This is a genomic window from Janthinobacterium sp. UMAB-60 (assembly GCF_900095235.1).
GTDB lineage: Bacteria > Pseudomonadota > Gammaproteobacteria > Burkholderiales > Burkholderiaceae_D > Janthinobacterium.
In genome coordinates this window covers 24657-42079 of the sequence record NZ_LT607504.1, presented here as the reverse complement: position 1 = coordinate 42079, position 17423 = coordinate 24657, and the positions used below count along the sequence as shown (strand labels likewise).

The following is a 17423-nucleotide window of genomic DNA, read 5'->3' as shown; positions in this document are numbered from 1 at the left end:
GGCCATACTGGAAAGTTGCCATCTATAATATGGCAACTTTTCTTTATGGCCATCATGACTCCATTTTCCAAGCTACGCGGCGCCGCAGCGGCAGCCGCCTTGACACTCTGCGCCGGCGCCTTCGCGCAAGCGCCCATGCCCAATCTCGTGGGTGAATACAATTTGCTCTCGTCGACAACCGTGCCGCCCAGCAGCTGGGGCTACTCCAAGGCCCGCGTGTCAATCAAGCAGCTCGATGACCATCACCTGCTGATCCTGCTCGCCTGCGAATGGAAACGCGAACCGAAGGCCGTCTGCGGCGATTATTTCTATGCCCAATGGCGCGACGACGGCCTGTATCTGCAGGACATGAACACGTTTGCCATGCGCCTGTACTTCGACCCCGCCACGCGCAAGCTCACCATCATTTCGCGCGGCGCCGACGCCAAGCAGAGCGTACGCCACGAAGTGTTCGGCACGACGACCGCGCCGCTCGTCGATACCGCCCTCGTGCGGCGCATGAAGCGCGAGCAATCGAATGCCGACAGCAAGGAAAACCGGCGCGTGTTCGGGCCCTACACCAAGTGGCAGTATCAGGAAAACCGCATCGAATTCCAGCGCCAGGACTTGACGACGCGATGAGGCGGCAACTGATCCAGCCCATGCGGCGCCAGCTGCTGCGCCTCGCCGGCGTCCTGCTGTGCTCGCCCGTGCTTGCGCGCGCGGCCGACAACGACCTGCCACGCGCCGTGCGCCAGCGCATCCTGGCCACCCTCGACGCACCGCTGCCCAAGGTGCTCAATGTGCACCATCTGGCGCTGATACGGCGTTTCAACATCGGCTGGTCGCCCGTGGAAAGCGGCGCGCCCATGCTCAATCCGGCGTACCCGCTGGGCAAGGGAGATACCGTGGCGCTGGCCATGCAAGCGATCGCCAGCAAGGATGCGGCGCTGGCCGCCCAGCGGCTGATGGAAGCGTCGCTGCTGCTGCCCCATTTCGTGCAGATGGCCGACCTGAAACCGGGCAGCTATGCCAACGGCAAGGTGCCATTCGTCCTGACCGCGCAGCATGTGACGCTGCTGCGGCAACAGTCGTGGATGACGCTGGAAATGCTGGGCATGGGCGCGGAAGATTACCTGGCCGAAGGCTACTGGCCCACCCCGTCCGTCGACGGCAAGCGCCCGTACGGCGACTTCACGAATTACCCGGTGGAAATGGCGCAAGCGCTGGGCCTGCCCGTGCGCCAGCAAGCGGACGGCAGCCTGGCCATGACGCCCGCGCTGAGAACGGAACTGCAAGCGCTGCACCAGCAGACCATGCCGGCGCTGCAAGTGTTCGTGCGGCAGGCGGGGTTGCGGCGCAATACGGTGTAAAGGCAGGCCGGGCAACTATGCCTGGGCTGCCGCAGGCCGTATCAGTACCTCGGCCGGAATGCCCAGTTCCTCATGCAGGCGGCGAATCATCGGCAAGGTCAGCTGGCGCGTACCATTAAGAATTTCGTAGACACGGTTCAAGCGCCCTATCATCGGCTCAAGATCCTTCGGCGACAGCGACTTCTGCTGCATGCTGAATTTGATGGCGTCGACCGGGTCCGGAAATTCCATGACAAAGTGGCGCGTCTCATAGGCATCCACGAGCGTGGCGAGCACATCCAGACGGTCACCTTCGGGGGTGCCAAGCTGGGCCGACATCAAGGACTCGACTTCCAGCAACGCGGCGCGATAATCATCTTCCGTGCGGATAGGTTTGATGTGCATCACCTTGCCTTAAACAGTCTGTGCGTTGATGGCGTCATATTGCCGGTGCGTGCCGACAAATTTGATGTACCAGATGCCATATGAATAGCTGATCGATGCGACGAGCCGGTATTTATTACCACCAATATTGAACACCACCCGCCCCTCTTTCAATATGCTTGCCATGGCAAAGTCCGACTTCAGCACTGCGGGACCGGACCACGACGCCCTGAGCACATGACCATACCACGACAACAGCGGTGCCTTCGAATCCGCGTAGATTGCCTGCTCATAGAAAGCAATCAGCGTTGGCTTGGCCAGGATGCGCATGGCTTGATGTTAGTCCCGTCTTGGGACTAACGTCAATCCCTGGCATCGAGTCGCATACTTTCCGGCCGGCGCAGCGGCACTTATCCTTGCGGTACAGGAACAGGTGCCGGAGCGGACTGCGGTACAGGGGCAGGAGTTGGCGCCGCCTCCGGCACCGCCTTGCCATGCGTGTCCTGCTCGCCTTCGGCCGGCACGGCCAGCGGCGCTGGCGGCACGCCTTCCTGCAGCAAATCGCCCGGCTCTTCCACCGGTTCATCCTGCGGCTCCTCGACGGGCTCCACGTGACGCAGCGGCGGTGGTGGTTTGCCGCCGGGGAAGATGGCGTCGCGCGACAGCTTGCCCGTGTCGAGCGCCGTCTTGAAGAAGTCGCCCACCACCAGCACGGCGTTGTGGCCGCCCTGGCCCCAGTAATTGCTGCGCATGGTGACCCTGGCGTCATTAAAACCCACCCAGGCGCCGCCCACCAGTTCCGGGTGCATCAAAATAAACCAGCCGTCCGCATTGTTTTGCGTGGTGCCGCTCTTGCCGGCCACGTCGGAGCGGATGCCGAAACGGCTGCGGATGGCCGTGCCCGTGCCCCGGTCGATGACGCCGCGCATCATGTCCGTCAGGGTGGCGGCCGATGCCGCCTGCATGGCGCGCTGGGGCTTGTCTTCGCCGAAACGGGCGATGACCTTGCCTTCGCGGTCCGTGATGTGCGTGACGACGAATGGCAGGCGCGCTTCGCCCTGGGCCGCGATGCTGGCGTAGGCGTTGACCATTTCCAGTAAGGTGACGGGACTGGTGCCCAGCGCCAAGGATGGCACTTTTTCAAGCTTGCTGTCGCGGATACCGAGCGCGCGCGCCAGTTTGATGATCGACGGCAAACCGACATCCTGCATCACCTGTGCCGTGATGGTGTTTTTCGAGTACACGAGGCCGTCGCGCATGGTCATGTCGCGTCCCGTGGTGCCGCTCATGTCGGTCGGGCGCCATTTGGTGCCGTCGGCCGCCTTGATATCCATCACTTCATCGCGATACACATGCTCGGGGCTCAGGCCCTTTTCCAGCGCCGCGCCATACACGATGGGCTTGAAGGTGGAACCGGGCTGGCGCGCCGCCTGCGACACGTGGTCGAATTGCTCGCGCGCAAAGTCGCGGCTGCCCACCCAGGCGCGCACGGCGCCCGTGGCCGGGTCCATGGCCGCAAAGCCCGCTTCCAGCCGTGTCTTCGACTTGCGCAGCGCCGCCATGAAGGCGCGGTCGCCCTTCAGCTGCGCCAGCGCCGCCTCGGGCGTGGCGCCGGCCGCCGTCAGCTTGCGGTAGTCGGCGGACTCGCGCACGAAGGAATCGAGCAGGGCCGGATGCGATTTCCAGAAATAATCGAAGGCCACGCTGCCAGCCTGCATGCCCGCGTACATGCCCGTCGAAGTGGACGACGGCACGCCCGCGCGGCTCCATTCCACGTCGGCGATCGCTTGCAAGGCATTCGCCTGGCGTTCGACGGCGCGCTCGGCCGCCTGCTGCAAATCGTGGTCGAGCGTGGTGTGCACCACCAGGCCATCGCGCTCCAGGTTGTAATCGTTTTCGTCGGCCCAGTCGAGCAGCCACTTGCGCACATAGGCCGTGAAATGGCTGTCCGATTGCGCCCGCTCGCTCTGGCGCTCGAAATGCAGGCGCAGCGGACGCTTGATCAACTGTTTATAGCGCGCCTCGTCGATGACGTCGTGCTTGCGCATCTGCCCCAGCACCACGTTGCGTCGCTGCAAGGAACGTTCGGGATTGCCGACGGGATTGTAGTAATTCGTGCCCTTGAGCATGCCGACCAGGGTGGCGCTTTCCAGGATGTCGAGGCGCGATGCGGGCTTGTCGAAATACGTACGGGCCGCCATTTCGATGCCGTAGGTGTTGTACAGGAACGGTACCGTGTTCAAATACGCTTCGAGGATTTCCGTCTTGCTATAGGTGGCCTCGATCTTCAGCGCGGTGATCAGCTCCTTGAGCTTGCGGTTCAGGTTGCGCGAGCGGCCTATCTCCTCGGGGAACATATTGCGCGCCAGCTGCTGCGTGATGGTGGAACCGCCCTGCGGGTTGCCCCCGGCCGTGTGCAAGATGGCGCCCGCCGTGCGCGTGAAATCGATGCCGTGGTGTTCGTAGAAACGGTGGTCTTCCGTCGAGATCAAGGCGCTGATCACGTTCGGCGAAATCTGTTTTAACGTGACCCGTTCCTGCAAGCCCTGGTCGAAACGCACCAGTTCCTTGCCGTCGGTGCTGACCATGGTGCTCGGTGCGGCCGCGCGCGCCTGGCGCAAATCGTGGATGCTCGGCGTCAAGGGAATCAGCAGCAGCAGGTACAGCGTCAACAAGGCCAGCAAAGCCAGGAACGACCACAGACCCAGCACCAGCGCGCGCCGCACGGGCGGCAAGGTCATCAAGTGAGCATGGCCGCGCCGGTACAGCGCCACTGCCTTGACCCATGCCAGCCCCGCCACACGAACGACCTGCGCGCGCGCCTGTATCCACGCCTGCCGTGCTTTTTCCTGAAACTGCTCCATGCCTGATGCCATGCTTGTAACCTTGTCTGATGCCGGATGATCCGTTTCAGCAAGTATATAGGGCGGGCAACAAAGCGGGCCGGAATTTACGCCAGGCAGGCATCGAGGCGCGCCAGCGTAACGCCGATATACGCGCCCACGCAGCGCGCGTCATGCGTCGTAAACGGGTTTTCCAGCTGCAGCAGGCCGCAATCGCAGACGACGGGGTCAACGCTGACGACGACGCCGAGCGCCAGGTAGCGCCAGCCATCGAGGCGCACCAGGCGCTTTTCCCGGCCGGGATTGGCGCGGAAGATGGCGTCCCAGTCGCCCAGCTCGCTGACCATGGGCCACAGTTCCGCCTGGAATAGCGTGCCGGCGGCCAGTTGCACGCCGCCGAACTCATCCATTACGTGCAGGCGCTGGCCGTCCACCTCGATGACGGCTTCCAGATAGTCGCCCTCGGTAGCGATGAAGGTGGCCGTGACGACTGAGTGCGTCACTTCTGCGCCTGCTCCAGCAGGGCCGGCAATTCTTTCAGCATGGCCTCGCGCGTGCGCAAGCCCGCCGATGGCAAGCCCTTCTGCTCGTCCTGCACCAGGCGCGCAAACACGATGCTGCGCTCGCCCTTGCTGGCCCAGCCCACGAACCAGCCGTAACCATGCGCCTCATCGAAGCTGCCATCGGCCTTGCGCGGGAAGGCCGCGCCCGTCTTGCCATGCACTTGCCAGCCGTCCACGTCCGCCAGACGCGTCAGGCGGCGCGTCTGTTCCATCGCCTGTTTGCTGACTGGCAACTGATCGTTGACCAGCTTGCGCAAGAAACCCAGCTGTTCCAGCGCAGAGATCTTCAGCGAAGAGCTGATCCACGAGCGCTCCAGGCTATTCTCCTTGCCCTTGTCGCCCGACACATCCGCATTGCCATAGCGCAAAGCCTTGGCGTACTTCTGGAAGCGCTCGGCGCCCAGCGCCTGCGTGATCTGCTGAGAATACCAGACCACGGAATACTGCATCCAGCGCGCCGGATCCGTATCCTGGCGCCACGCTTCGCCACCCCAGTCCACATAGCCCTGGCGGTATGGCAGGGTCGGCTGGTGCTCATCCTTGAGGAAACCGGCGTCATAGCCCATCAGGCTGAGGGCGATCTTGAAGGTCGAGGCGGGGGTGACTCGGTCGAGGCAATTACCCTCTTGCAACAAGACGGCGCCCGTTCTGGCGTCGGCCATGGCGGTGCAGATGGTGCCGGCCTGGGCCTGCGAGGCGGTCAGCGTGGCGCCTGCCAGGCCGAGGATGAACGGGAAAAATGCGCGGTATTTCATGGGCCTCCGGGGCTGGGGAGAAGGACAAAGCGAAATTGTACCGGTCAGCGCGGCGCGATGCCAGCGCTGATGCAGCACCTGAGAGCTAGCGCCCCGCCGGCGCACCCGGCTGGCGTTGCCGTTTCAAATGCTCCTCTTCCAGCTCGTCCATGCCCAGCTTTTCCTCGTCGATCAGCGCACGTTCGCGCCGCTCACGCTCCAGTTCCTCTTCCAAGGCGCCTTCACCAGGCTCCTGCGCAATGTTCTCCGGCATGCTGTCTTCCTCCACGGTGGTTGAGTGAAAAGTTCAGGCAAGCTGGCCCGCCTGCGCCACGGCATCGTGCGGATGCAGGCTTTCCATATGCCGTACGGTAACACGCGCCTGCGCATGATGTGGCGCCAATGGTGCCAGCGCCGCCTGCACGCGCCGGGCCGCGTCTTCCACGTACATCAGGTTAGCCCCATTCAAGCGCGCGAACGCCTGCTCGTCGGCCCGTTTCACGGCCGTTTGCAGCGGCGTCGCCAGCGCCGCTTCCACCAGGTCGATCAGGGGAAACAGATCCAGCTCCGCCTGTTCCGTCAATGCCACGGTGACCGTCGCCGTGCTGCGCTGGCTGTGCGGCGTGGCCAGGCTGGCGTGTTCCCGCAGCCAGTCGCGCGCGGCCGCGCCATCGATGCCGCCCGCGCCGAATTGCGCCGCAAAGGCATCGGCGAGCAATTGACGCGCCAGCGCCGCCGAACACGGACAGGTCGACGAGTAGCCGATCTCCACCGTCAGGGTCAGGGCAAAGCCCTGCGGAGAAACATGGGCCTGCAGGCGCACGGGATACGATTTCCAGCCCGCCAGCCCCGCCGTCAGCAGCGCCGGCTGGCGCCGCAGCACGGGGAACGCCAGCGCCAGACGCGCCTGCGTGCTGCCGCAATCGGCGTGGCTGTCCACCATGCGTCGCAGCACGGCGGCCAGCGCGCCCGCATCGAGCGGCTGCGCGGCGGCAAACGCGTCGAGCAGCAGATACAAACGCGACATGTGGATGCCCTTGACTGTCGGATCGGGCAGATCGACTTGCACGTCGGCCCAGGCATGCACTTGCTGCGCTTGCCCGCCCTCTTCCAGCCACAGAGGCAAGGCGATGCCCTGCATGCCCACCCATTCCAATGGCAAGGGGTGGCCCAAGTGGGGGCCGGCCGCCACATCGGGCAGGGGCGTGGTAAGAGAATCGCGCTTCATGGCCATGGCTCCATATGCAAACAAGTTGCATATCATGGAGAAAAAGCGCCACATTTGCAAGTGCCTTGCATTAAAGCGATACAATGATTTGGCTTGACTTTCTTTCATGTGTCAGATAATGTTGACACATGACAGATACAAAAACATCCCCCACCGGCGACCGCTTGCTGACCATGCTGGCGGCGCTCGACAATCCGCACCGGCTGCGCATCATCGCGGCGCTGGCCAGCGGCGGGCGCAACTACATCAGCCAGCTGGCGCGCGACCTGGGCATCAGCCGGCCCCTGCTGCATTTGCACCTGCAAAAGCTGGAACACGCGGGCCTGGTCAGCAGCCAGCTGGAACTGTCGCACGACGGCAAGGCCCTCAATTACTTTGAAGCCAACCCATTTGAATTACTGCTCACGCCGGCCAGCATCGCCGCGGCGGCGTCCACGCTTACCCCCAACCCTGAATAACCGAGGCCATCATGACTGAAAATGCATTCTTCGCAGCGTTCTTCTTCAGCTGCACCGCCGCCGTCCTCATCTTCGCCTTCAAATATGCATCCAGCGTCGCGCAAGCCCGCGCCCGGCTGGCGCAAGACAGCGCCTACCAGGAGCTGGCCAAGTCCATGGCCGCCGCGCAGGTCGAAACGGCAACGTCGCTGGCAGCATTGAGCGCTTCCGTGGCACAGATCCAGGCGCGCTTAAGCAGTCTGGAGACGATTCTCAAGGAAGTCGAGTAAACCCTTACGCTGCCACCCCACGACCAGGAGACCGCACCATGAATACCGTATCGACCGCTCGTTTGTATGCGCTGCGCGCCATGTATCTGCTGGTTGTTCTGGGCCTCGGCAGCGTGCTGTGGCCCGGCATCGTCACGCCGCACGCGCCGTGGGAACTGGCGCGGGGCACCGTCAACTGCATGCTGGCCGCGTTTTCGCTGCTATGTTTGCTGGGCTTGCGCTATCCGCTGCAGATGCTGCCCCTGCTGCTGTGGGAGGCGCTGTGGAAGACCATCTGGCTGCTGCTCGTGCCGCTGCCCCAATGGCTGAACGGCCAGATCGATCCCGCCACCGCGGCAACCGCGTTTGAATGCGCGTTCGTGGTGCTGGTCTACCTGGCCATTCCGTGGCGCCATGTGCATGCGCACTACATCCTCAAGCCGGCCACGCCGTGGCGCCAGCTCAGGCAGCCTTGCGAAACGTCAGATTGATGCGCTGCGCACCCAGCACCGCGTGTTCGCCTTCCTTCAGCGGCGCCACGCCGTGGAAGCGCAGGCGGTCGGCGCCGCCCCACACCACCACGTCGCCATGCAGCAAAGGAATGCGAGCCGCCTTGTCGGCCCGCTCGGCGCCGCCGAACAGGAAGGTGGCGGGTAAACCAAGCGAGACGGAAACGATGGGCGCGGTGAAATCGCATTCATCGCGGTCCTGGTGCAAGGCCATGCGCGCACCGGGCGCATAGCGGTTGACCAGGCAAGCGTCGGGCGTGAAGCCCGCATAGCCGGCCGCCAGCGCCGCCTCCCGCGCCAGGCGCAGGAACACGGGCGGCATCGGCGGCCAGGGGCGGCCGCTGGCCGGATCGAGCCGCGCATAGCGGTAGCCGCGTCCATCCGTGATCCAGCCCTGGGCGCCGCAATTGCTCATGGCAACGGACATGCGCAAGCCGCCCGGCGTGGCCATGTGGCGCAGCGGCGCCGCCAGCACGATGGCGTCCAGCGCCGGCAGCAGCTCGGGCAGATACGGCAGCGCAAAAGCGCGCAGCAGGACCGACGCGGCCGAGCCCGGCACCAGCGGCGCGGGGCCGGCCGGGGCCTGGTCTTCATCGGTAAACAGGGACAGGTTCATGCCGCCTATTTTAGCCGCATTAACAAAATGCCCCCATGCTGCGCTACAGTAGCGTTTCCAGCCACTACTTGACTCCCTGACGATGGATCATTACGCCGATTTGCTGCAAACCCTGGCACAGCAGGAAGAAACCCTGCAATTCGAACGCTTCGACAACGACGCCGCGCTGGCCGTGGGCCTGTGGATCGTCGAAGAAGTGCGCAAGCGGGGCAAGGCCGTCACCGTCAACATCACGCGCAATGGCCAGGTCCTGTTCCACCACGCCATGACGGGCGCCACGGCGGACCAGGCGGACTGGATACGCCGCAAGAACCAGACGGTGCAGCGCTTTTGCCACAGCTCCTATTACATGGGCATCTCGTATAAAAGCCGCGGCAGCACCTTCGAAGACGTGAAATACCTCGATGACATCGAGTACGCGGGCCACGGCGGCGCATTCCCCCTGCTGATACGCGGCGTGGGACTGGTCGGCACGGTGAGCGTTTCCGGCCTGGCGCAGGCCGACGACCACGCGCTGGTGGTGGCCGCGCTGCAGGCGCAGCTGGAACGCTAGGTTTCCAGCGCCCGGCGCAAGGCGGCGCGCTCCAGCTCCTCAAATGCGCTGGCCGCCGTCGATGGGAATTTCCGCGCCCGTGATATAGGAGGCGCGCTCGCTGCACAGGAACTCCACCAAATCCGCCACTTCGGCCGTCGTGCCCAGGCGGCGCAGGGGAATTTGCGTGTCGACGATGTGCGAGGTGCCCGGCGATAAAATCGCCGTGTCGATCTCGCCCGGCGCGATGGCGTTGACGCGCACGTTCAGCGGCGCCATGTCGTTGGCCATTTCGCGCGTCAGCGACGCCAGCGCCGCCTTCGAGCTGGCGTAGGCGGAACCGGCAAACGGGTGCACGCGGTAGCCGGCGATCGAGCACAGGTTCACGACGGCGCCGTGCGCGTTCGACAGTTCCTGCGCGAAGCCGCGCGTGAGCGCCAGCGGCGCAAAGAAATTCGTGTTGTACATTTCCTGCCACGTCTGCATGTCGGTGGTCAGCGAATTGACGCGCGAGCCGCCCGGCCCCTTCGGCGACACGCCCGCATTGTTCACCAGCGCGTGCAGCTTCGAGTCGCCCAGCATGGGACGCAGGGTCTCGACCATCTGCCCGATCTGGCTCAGGTCCGACAGATCCATGCACACATGCGTGTTGTGCTCCTGGCTGCGCGGACAGCCGCCCGGTATCGGGCTGCGCGAGACGGTAATCACCCGCCAGCCCAGGCTGCGGAAGCGTTCGGCCACGGCGTGGCCGATGCCGCGGCTGGCGCCCGTGACGATGGCGGTTTTTTGTTCACTCATGTTCTTCCTTGTTCTGTTCTTGTTCGGTTGTGCCGGCGTGGATGCGCTCCTGGCGCATGACATAGGCCAGCATCTGCGCGCCGCCGTCGAGAATGTCCTGTTCGATGGCGCGCCGCGCGGCCGCGCCGTCGCGCTGGCGCAGCGCGCCGAGGATGGCGTGGTGGTGGCCGACCCGCATGTCGGGCGAAAAGCTGGCGTAGCCGGCGGCGATCAGCGGCGCCGTCTGCATCCACAGGTGGTCGACGAAGCGTTTCAAGGTCGGCATGCCGGCCGCCTGCGCCAAGGCCAGGTGAAACGCCTGGTTGCATTGCAGGGCCGCCGCCAGATCGTGCCGCGCGATCGCCTCTTCATTGGCCTGCAGCAGGCGCTCCAGGTCGGCCAGGGTGGCGTCGTCGATGCGCTGCGCCGCCTCGAACGCGCCCAGCCCTTCCAGTTCCAGGCGCAGCGCGCGGATTTCCAGGTAGCGCGCCACGCTCAGCACGGGCACGCGGAAGTCGCGCGGCGAGCGCAGCACCAGCGCCTCTTCCTGCACCAGCTGCAGCATGGCGTCGCGCACGGGCGTGACGCTGGTGCCGAGCTGCACCGCCAGCTCGCGGATGCGCAGCCGGTCGTTCGGCTGAAAGCGCCCCGCCGCCAGCGCGTCGCGCAGCATCGCATAGACGGATTTACCCAGATTGACGTGTTGCAGACTGTCCAATTGGTGGTTCATGCGTATTTTTGATCTTTTGAAATTATGATGCATCATACATCAACATATAAAACAGCGTTTTTCCAGGCGTGCGCCACAGGCAGGAAACATCGCCAGCACGTACAATCAGCCGCCACCGTATCGAAAGGAGCGCACTTGAACTGGGATTATCCGCACGCCCACACCCTGCCCGTCACGCCCGAAGCGGGCGACATCGATGGCTTGCAGCATACGAACAACGCCGTGTATGTGCGCTGGTGCGAGCATATCGCCTGGCACCACTCGGCCGTCCTGGGGCTGGACCTCGACGATTACCGGCGCCTGGACCGGGCCATGGCGATCCGCCGCGGCGAATACGACTATCTGCTGCCGACGCGGGCCGGCGAAGCGCTGACCCTGGCCACCTGGCTGTGCGCCAGCGACGGCCGCTCCAGCATGGAACGGCGCTTCCAGCTGATCCGCGACAGCGACGGCGCCACCGTCGTGCGCGGACGCTGGGAATTGATCTGCATCGAATTGAGCAGCGGCCGCGCGCGCCGCCTGCCGCCCGAGTTCCTGGCCGTGTACGAACCGGCCATCGTCGCGGCGCGCCAGAGCGCGCAGGATTAAGCTGGCAAGCGCGCCGGCTCCAGCGCGATCAGCACCAGCAAAATGCCCAGCGGCACGGCCAGCGCCGCGAAACCCACGGCCAGGTAGGCAAAGGCGGCCAGGATGGCGCCCACGGCAAAGCCCAGCAAGGGCCAGAAGCATTTGACGCAGCGTTCGCGCGTGGCGCCATCGGCCGCGCCGCGCAGCACGTCGACCGTGTCGATCACCAATTGCGTCACATTGCCCGTCATCATGGACGTGGGCGCCAGGTGCGCCAGCAGCAGGCGGCTAATGGCGCTGTGCGCGCCCATGGCCGCCGCGCCGAACAGACCGGCCGCCATCGCCAGCGCGCCCGGCTCCGCCGCCAGCGGCTCGGCCAGCACGCCACACACCATGAAACCGAGCAGCAGCGCCAGCTCCAGCAGCAGCGCCAGGCGCAGCGCCGGTCCGCCGCGGCGCTCGGCCGCCACCGTCAGCAGCCGCGCCGCCGCCACGCCCAGGATAAACGCGGGAAACGCCAGCAGCTTGAGGGCGATCGAGGCGTGCGTGGCATTGGCCAGCGCCGCGCCGATCAGCACGAAGTTGCCCGTCACATGGGCAGTGAACAGGCCGAACAGGGCGACAAAGCCCAGGGTATCGACATAGCCGGCCAAGAAACCCAGGCTGATGCCTTGCAAACGGCTGCGCTGCGCAAGATTCATACACGCTCCTCAAAAATTTGCCATCATGATACCGTGCGCCCGTCGCGGGCGGCAGCGGTTTTGCGTGCCGTTCGGCGAAGATGCATGGCTTTTCTTGCGCCCCCGCAGTGCAATATGCATTTCGCTCCTGCTTTGCCCGTCCATGCTTTAGAATCAGCGACCTCAGCCCCGTAAAAACAGGATAAAACATATGACGGCAGTCGGGAATACCGAACCACAAGAGCTCAAGCGCGGCCTGAAAAGCCGCCACATCCAGCTCATCGCCCTGGGCGGCGCCATCGGCACCGGCCTGTTTCTGGGCATCGCGCAAACCATCAAGATGGCCGGCCCTTCCGTGCTGCTCGGCTATGGCATCGCCGGCGTCATCGCCTTCCTGATCATGCGCCAGCTGGGCGAGATGGTGGTCGACGAACCCGTCGCCGGCTCCTTCAGCTATTTCGCCGACAAATACTGCGGCCACCTGCCCGGCTTCCTGTCGGGCTGGAATTACTGGGTACTGTATGTACTCGTCAGCATGGCCGAACTGACGGCCGTCGGCATCTATGTGCAGTACTGGTGGCCGGGCGTGCCCACCTGGGTCTCGGCGCTGATCTTCTTTTGCGCCATCAACGCCATCAGCCTGCTGAACGTGAAAGCCTTTGGCGAAATGGAATTCTGGTTCGCCATCATCAAGGTGGTCGCCATCATCGGCATGATCGTCTTCGGCGCGTACCTGCTCGCGTCCGGCGACGCCGGCCCGCAAGCGTCGGTGGCCAACCTTTGGCAGCACGGCGGCTTCTTTCCGAATGGCTGGCAGGGCCTGGTGATGGCCATGGCCGTCATCATGTTCTCATTCGGCGGCCTGGAACTGGTGGGCATCACGGCGGCCGAGGCGGACGACCCGAGCACCACGATTCCACGCGCCACCAACCAGGCCATCTACCGCATCCTGATCTTTTACATCGGCGCGCTGGGCATTTTGTTGTCGCTGTACCCGTGGCAAAACGTCGTCACCGGCGGCAGCCCCTTCGTGCTGATCTTCCATGCGCTCGACAGCAACCTGGTGGCCACGGCACTGAACGTGGTGGTGCTGACGGCCGCGCTGTCCGTCTACAACAGCGGCGTGTACTGCAACACGCGCATGCTGTTCGGCCTGGCCAAGCAGGGCAATGCGCCGCGCGCGCTGCTGCACCTGAACCGCCGCGGCGTGCCGCTGGCGGCGCTGGGCGTGTCGGCCCTGGCCACGGGCGCCTGCGTGGTGGTCAATTACTTCATGCCGGGCGAAGCGTTCGAAGTGCTGATGGGTCTCGTGGTCTCCGCGCTGATCATCAACTGGGCCATGATCAGCTGGATCCACCTGCGCTTCCGCGCGCAAAAGAAGGCCGAGGGCAAGACGACCTTGTTCCAGAGCCTGGGCTACCCGTTCACCAACTACCTGTGCCTGGTCTTCCTGGCCGGCATTTTGGTGATCATGTACCTGACGCCGGGCCTGCGCATCTCCGTCTACCTGATTCCCGTGTGGCTCGCCGCGCTGGGCGTCGGTTACTGGATCAAGCAAAGCAAGGCCAAGGCATAGGCCGGCTTGCGCTGCATTAAGCAAGCAGCGCTCAAAGAAAAAGCCCGCCTTCGCAGACGGGCTTTTCGCATAGTGCGCTGGCGTTTTTAAGCGGCGGCGGCCTCGCCCTTTTCCTGCGGCATATCGGCTTGCCACATGCTGACGGTCTGGCCCGCATACGATTGCAGCAGCACGTCGTCGCTCAAGGTCAGCATCGCCTGCTGGCGCTGCTCCGCCTTTTTCTCGGGCGTCATGCCCAGCTCGCCCGTCTTGTACGGCCCCAGCACGGGCAACAGGTCGCGCAGCACGGAATAATTGCCCGGCGTGGTCTTGTCCGATTCCAGCTTGCCCAGGAAATACTTCATGACATGCTCGGACTGGCGGCCCTCCTGCTGCAAGCTCGCCTTCACCATCTTGCCATCCTTGTAGGCCACCTGCGCGTCGCTGCTGGCCGTATCCTCGATCTGGTGGTAGGTATAGTTCTGCGATTCCGTGTTGGTTGTCAGGCGCAGCGGCACGCCGGGGACGAGGGTCTCATGGTAGCTGGCGCTGAGCTTCGATTGCTGCTGCTGCCGGATCGAACGTGCATCCTGGCTGGCACCGGTCTGCGCCGTCTTTTGCGACACTTCATAATTGAAGCCATCCTTTTCCGCACTGCGCATGGGATTGCTGAATTTCACGGTCTGCGACACGGAGGCGCTGAAATCGGCCAGTCCCGTCAGGATGGACTTGTCCTCGGCCGCCAGGCGCCACTTGCCCGTCTCGGGCGTGTCCGTGGCCACCTGCGGCGCGGCGGAATTGCTGTGCAGGGCTGTAAAGCTGTCCTTGAGCATGGCCACCAGGCCCGCGTCGCCATGGCCGCGCGACGCCGCCTGGTCGAACTGCTTCATGTAGCTGCCCAGCGCCTTGGCTTGCCGTTCCTTGCTGCCCAGGGTATTGAGTTGGCTGGCATCGACCTTCAGGTCCAGGCTGCCGGCCTCGCCACTGAAGCTGACCTTGCGCTGCGCGCCGTCGGCCTGGAAATCCAGGGTTTGCACGCTTTCCGGCTCGCCGCGCACCTTGACTTCCGCATGCAGTTTCACCGAGGCCAGCACTTGCTGGTCGAACTGCATTAAGCCCTCCAGCTTGATTTTCGGCGTGGCGCGCCCCATGCCATCAATGGCTTCCTGAAAACCTTTTGCCAGGTCGCCAAGCGCGCTGGCTTCAGCGTCGCTGAGGTCGCCGCTCGTCGTCATGTTCACGGCCAGTCCGTCGCCCTGGCTGTCGAGTGCCAGCTTGACTTCCACGCCGCTTTTCGTCGTGATGCTGAGGGTAACCCGGTCTTCGCCATTACCGTGCAGGCTACCCGGCGCGATGCCGGACGCTGCATAGACATTCGGCGTCGTGCTCGGCGGCGGCTGGCGCATCGCCTGCGAGAAATTGTAGTTGCCCAGCTTGGCCTGGCCCAGCATGGCCGCGCCCAGGCCGCTGAAGCGACCGCCAAACGCATACGAAGAGAAACTTTTCGTCATCGCCTCGCTCACCTTGTCGCGCGGCGCGCTTTCCCACACCATCGGCGAAGGCACGAGAGATGACACGGCCGGCGGGCCGCCGAAGGCGACGATGGCGGAAGGGGACGGCGCCGGGGATGAGGGCGTGTCCACCCCGCTTGCCGTAGCGGCAGGCGTGCGGGACGGGCTTGGATTCCAGCTCGGGATCGGGGAGACGGAGGTCATGGTCGTTATGCCTTGCTAAACGAGTGGTGGTGTATGGGTGAGATATTCATAACTTTCAGTTTTTGATAACAATCAATCGTCAAGCTAGCCCACTTTCAGCCAGACGTGGGATACACGCCGCTTCAGGTGCCAGGCAGACACAGCTATAACGACGTGAAAGGTGAAATCATGAGCGCAATGTGGCATGAAAATTTTTCATTCTTGATACAAGTAACGCTCCGCCCCAGTAGTGGCGCCAACGAGGGCGCGTCATTTAACTCAAATTGGAACTGTTGCCTCAAGTAAATTTCTACTGTTGCTCAAATGCTGAAAGTGACTTTGTGTGACATTCCGTCTGCCCGCAATCATTATGATCGCTGAGTGCTTCGCGATAAATCCGCATTAGCTTATGCGAAACAGCAAGCACAGCCTTAAGGAGGCAGCATGAGATTTCTGAACTTAACCATAGCCAAGCGGCTCGGCCTGGGCTTTGGCCTGGTCGCCCTGTTCCTGTTGCTGGTCATCGCGCTGGGACTGACCAGCATGCGGCAAATCCAGGACCGCATGGATGAAGCAACCAAGGTCAACGACGTCGAAACCAGGCTCGCTCAGACTATGGACTTGACAGTAACCGAGCGGGCGCTGGCGCTGCGCAATCTGATTTTGCTGAAAGAAGAGAAGGAAATCCAGATCGAGGTCGCGCGCATCGCGGAGCAGGAAAAGAAATACGCCGCCGCGCAGCAAAAGCTGGGGACGATGTTCGCCAAACTGGAGGGCACCTCGAACGAAGAAAGAAGTCTGCTCGAGAAAATTCGCCAGCAAAGCGAGCTGGCCGCCCCTTTCATCCAGCGGGCCGCCGCGCTGGCGCTGGATCACAAGCAGGAAGACGCCTACAAGCTGCTGCGCTATGAATTCCGTCCCGTGCAAAAGCGCTGGTGGGAATTGCTGCGCACCTTGATCGCCGTCGAGGAAAAGCAGAACAACGAGGCTTCCAGCGTCGCCGAGGCTGCCTACAGCCAGGCGCGCCTGGTGATGCTGAGCATCGGCTCGCTGGCGCTGCTCACCAGCCTGCTGGCCGCCGTGCTGATCACGCGCGGCGTGACGCGCCAACTCGGTTGCGAACCCGACGAAGCGGCGGCGATCGCCGGACAGATCGCCAGCGGCAACCTGGCCGTGCCCATCCATACCCGCGCCGGCGACACGCACAGCCTGCTGTACGCCATGCAGTCGATGCGCGACAGCCTGGCGCAAATCGTCCAGCAAGTGCACGCCAGCACCGAAACCATCGCCACGGCGGCGGGACAAATCGCCATGGGCAACCTGGACTTGTCTTCGCGCACGGAGCAGCAGGCCAGCACGCTGGAGCAAACCGCTTCGTCCATGGAAGAACTGACCAGCACCGTGCGCATCAACACCGACCATGCGCGCCAGGCCAACGGGCTGGCCGCATCGGCCTCCGATGTCGCCACCAAGGGCGGCGCCGTGGTGGCGCAGGTGGTCGACACCATGGCGGCCATCGATGTCTCGGCGCGCAAGATCGTCGACATCATCGCCGTCATCGACGGCATCGCCTTCCAGACGAATATCCTGGCGCTGAACGCGGCGGTCGAGGCGGCCCGCGCCGGAGAACAGGGGCGCGGCTTTGCCGTGGTGGCCACCGAAGTGCGCAACCTGGCGCAGCGCTCGGCCGCCGCCGCCAAGGAAATCAAGGACTTGATCGGCGACTCGGTCGACAAGGTCCAGGCCGGCAACCGGCTGGTGGAACAGGCCGGATCGACCATGCACGAAGTGGTCGCCAGCGTGCGGCGCGTCACCGGCATCATGTCCGAAATGATGTCCGCCAGCCAGGAACAATCGGCTGGCATCGAGCAAATCAATATGGCCGTGACGCAAATGGACAATGTGACGCAGCAAAATGCGGCCCTGGTCGAAGAAGCCGCCGCCGCCGCGCAAGCGATGCAGGAACAGGTCAAC

The 17423-nt window shown here is 63.9% G+C and carries 21 protein-coding genes; 9 read left to right on the top strand and 12 right to left on the bottom strand.

All coding sequences use genetic code 11. The features are described 5' to 3' along the window. The first annotated feature begins 54 nt into the window (after positions 1-54). Both K0F86_RS25485 and K0F86_RS25480 read left to right on the top strand, forming a co-directional pair. On the top strand, positions 55-621 hold the full coding sequence (locus tag K0F86_RS25485; RefSeq protein WP_219136922.1) for a hypothetical protein: 567 nt from the start codon (positions 55-57) through the stop codon (positions 619-621). Continuing rightward, positions 618-1352, top strand: coding sequence for a hypothetical protein (locus K0F86_RS25480; RefSeq protein WP_219136921.1), 735 nt, complete (start codon positions 618-620; stop codon positions 1350-1352). Before K0F86_RS25485 ends, K0F86_RS25480 begins: the two co-directional genes overlap by 4 nt. Before the next feature lie 15 nt (positions 1353-1367). Here the strand turns inward: K0F86_RS25480 and K0F86_RS25475 are convergent, their stop codons facing one another. From K0F86_RS25475 to folE2, 7 genes are all read right to left on the bottom strand, one after another. After that, positions 1368-1736, bottom strand: a complete 369-nt coding sequence (locus K0F86_RS25475) for a type II toxin-antitoxin system HigA family antitoxin (RefSeq protein ID WP_219136920.1) — start codon at positions 1734-1736, stop codon at positions 1368-1370. Between the two features lie 9 nt (positions 1737-1745). Beyond that, positions 1746-2045 carry a type II toxin-antitoxin system HigB family toxin gene (locus K0F86_RS25470; RefSeq protein WP_219136919.1) on the bottom strand — a complete coding sequence of 100 codons (300 nt, stop codon included), beginning with the start codon at positions 2043-2045 and terminating at the stop codon, positions 1746-1748. A gap of 80 nt (positions 2046-2125) precedes the next feature. Further along, complete coding sequence (locus tag K0F86_RS25465; protein ID WP_219136918.1) at positions 2126-4591, bottom strand: penicillin-binding protein 1A; 2466 nt, start codon at positions 4589-4591, stop codon at positions 2126-2128. Between the two features lie 74 nt (positions 4592-4665). Then, entirely contained in the window at positions 4666-5061 is a 396-nt protein-coding gene (locus tag K0F86_RS25460) for a hypothetical protein (protein WP_219136917.1), read from the bottom strand. Further along, the gene (gene blaOXA / locus K0F86_RS25455; RefSeq protein ID WP_219136916.1) at positions 5058-5876 is read right to left on the bottom strand and encodes a class D beta-lactamase; all 819 of its coding nucleotides are present in this window, start codon (positions 5874-5876) and stop codon (positions 5058-5060) included. Before blaOXA ends, K0F86_RS25460 begins: the two co-directional genes overlap by 4 nt. An 85-nt stretch (positions 5877-5961) precedes the next feature. After that, positions 5962-6129 (bottom strand): hypothetical protein, encoded by a 168-nt coding sequence (locus tag K0F86_RS25450; protein ID WP_157751084.1) that lies wholly within the window; start codon positions 6127-6129, stop codon positions 5962-5964. Positions 6130-6162: 33 nt separating this feature from the next. After that, entirely contained in the window at positions 6163-7089 is a 927-nt protein-coding gene (gene folE2 / locus K0F86_RS25445) for a GTP cyclohydrolase FolE2 (protein ID WP_219136941.1), read from the bottom strand. A 122-nt stretch (positions 7090-7211) separates the two neighbouring features. Between folE2 and K0F86_RS25440 the strand changes: the two genes are divergently transcribed. Genes K0F86_RS25440 through K0F86_RS25430 form a run of 3 tightly spaced genes read left to right on the top strand, consistent with a single transcriptional unit; the run spans position 7212 to position 8280 of the window. Further along, the gene (locus K0F86_RS25440; RefSeq protein WP_219136915.1) at positions 7212-7541 is read left to right on the top strand and encodes a winged helix-turn-helix domain-containing protein; all 330 of its coding nucleotides are present in this window, start codon (positions 7212-7214) and stop codon (positions 7539-7541) included. A gap of 11 nt (positions 7542-7552) precedes the next feature. Continuing rightward, the gene (locus K0F86_RS25435) at positions 7553-7810 is read left to right on the top strand and encodes a hypothetical protein (protein ID WP_219136914.1); all 258 of its coding nucleotides are present in this window, start codon (positions 7553-7555) and stop codon (positions 7808-7810) included. A 38-nt stretch (positions 7811-7848) separates the two neighbouring features. Further along, the gene (locus K0F86_RS25430) at positions 7849-8280 is read left to right on the top strand and encodes a hypothetical protein (protein WP_219136913.1); all 432 of its coding nucleotides are present in this window, start codon (positions 7849-7851) and stop codon (positions 8278-8280) included. Here K0F86_RS25430 and alkB read toward each other — a convergent pair. Next, positions 8252-8914: a DNA oxidative demethylase AlkB gene (gene alkB, locus K0F86_RS25425; RefSeq protein ID WP_257572361.1), complete on the bottom strand. Its 663-nt coding sequence runs from the start codon at positions 8912-8914 to the stop codon at positions 8252-8254. The two genes, K0F86_RS25430 and alkB, sit on opposite strands and share 29 nt — an antisense overlap. Before the next feature lie 82 nt (positions 8915-8996). Here alkB and K0F86_RS25420 point away from each other — a divergent pair, with 82 nt between their 5' ends. Continuing rightward, positions 8997-9467: a heme-degrading domain-containing protein gene (locus K0F86_RS25420; RefSeq protein WP_219136912.1), complete on the top strand. Its 471-nt coding sequence runs from the start codon at positions 8997-8999 to the stop codon at positions 9465-9467. Positions 9468-9506: 39 nt separating this feature from the next. Here K0F86_RS25420 and K0F86_RS25415 read toward each other — a convergent pair whose 3' ends face one another. Both K0F86_RS25415 and K0F86_RS25410 read right to left on the bottom strand, forming a co-directional pair. Continuing rightward, entirely contained in the window at positions 9507-10244 is a 738-nt protein-coding gene (locus K0F86_RS25415; protein ID WP_219136911.1) for an SDR family NAD(P)-dependent oxidoreductase, read from the bottom strand. After that, positions 10237-10953, bottom strand: a complete 717-nt coding sequence (locus K0F86_RS25410; RefSeq protein ID WP_219136910.1) for a GntR family transcriptional regulator — start codon at positions 10951-10953, stop codon at positions 10237-10239. The genes K0F86_RS25415 and K0F86_RS25410 overlap by 8 nt, the downstream gene beginning before the upstream one ends. A 135-nt stretch (positions 10954-11088) precedes the next feature. On the opposite strand from K0F86_RS25410, the gene K0F86_RS25405 reads away from it, so the two are divergent. After that, positions 11089-11541: a thioesterase family protein gene (locus tag K0F86_RS25405; protein ID WP_219136909.1), complete on the top strand. Its 453-nt coding sequence runs from the start codon at positions 11089-11091 to the stop codon at positions 11539-11541. Here the strand turns inward: K0F86_RS25405 and K0F86_RS25400 are convergent. Beyond that, the gene (locus K0F86_RS25400) at positions 11538-12221 is read right to left on the bottom strand and encodes a YoaK family protein (RefSeq protein ID WP_219136908.1); all 684 of its coding nucleotides are present in this window, start codon (positions 12219-12221) and stop codon (positions 11538-11540) included. The two genes, K0F86_RS25405 and K0F86_RS25400, sit on opposite strands and share 4 nt — an antisense overlap. A gap of 190 nt (positions 12222-12411) precedes the next feature. On the opposite strand from K0F86_RS25400, the gene K0F86_RS25395 reads away from it, so the two are divergent. Next, positions 12412-13776 carry an amino acid permease gene (locus K0F86_RS25395; RefSeq protein ID WP_219136907.1) on the top strand — a complete coding sequence of 455 codons (1365 nt, stop codon included), beginning with the start codon at positions 12412-12414 and terminating at the stop codon, positions 13774-13776. 86 nt (positions 13777-13862) lie between these two features. Here K0F86_RS25395 and K0F86_RS25390 read toward each other — a convergent pair whose 3' ends face one another. Beyond that, a complete protein-coding gene (locus K0F86_RS25390; RefSeq protein WP_219136906.1) occupies positions 13863-15470 on the bottom strand; it encodes a hypothetical protein in 1608 nt (535 codons plus the stop codon). A 423-nt stretch (positions 15471-15893) separates the two neighbouring features. Between K0F86_RS25390 and K0F86_RS25385 the strand changes: the two genes are divergently transcribed. Then, the coding region (locus K0F86_RS25385; RefSeq protein WP_257572360.1) for a methyl-accepting chemotaxis protein at positions 15894-17423 on the top strand (1530 nt) is incomplete at its 3' end.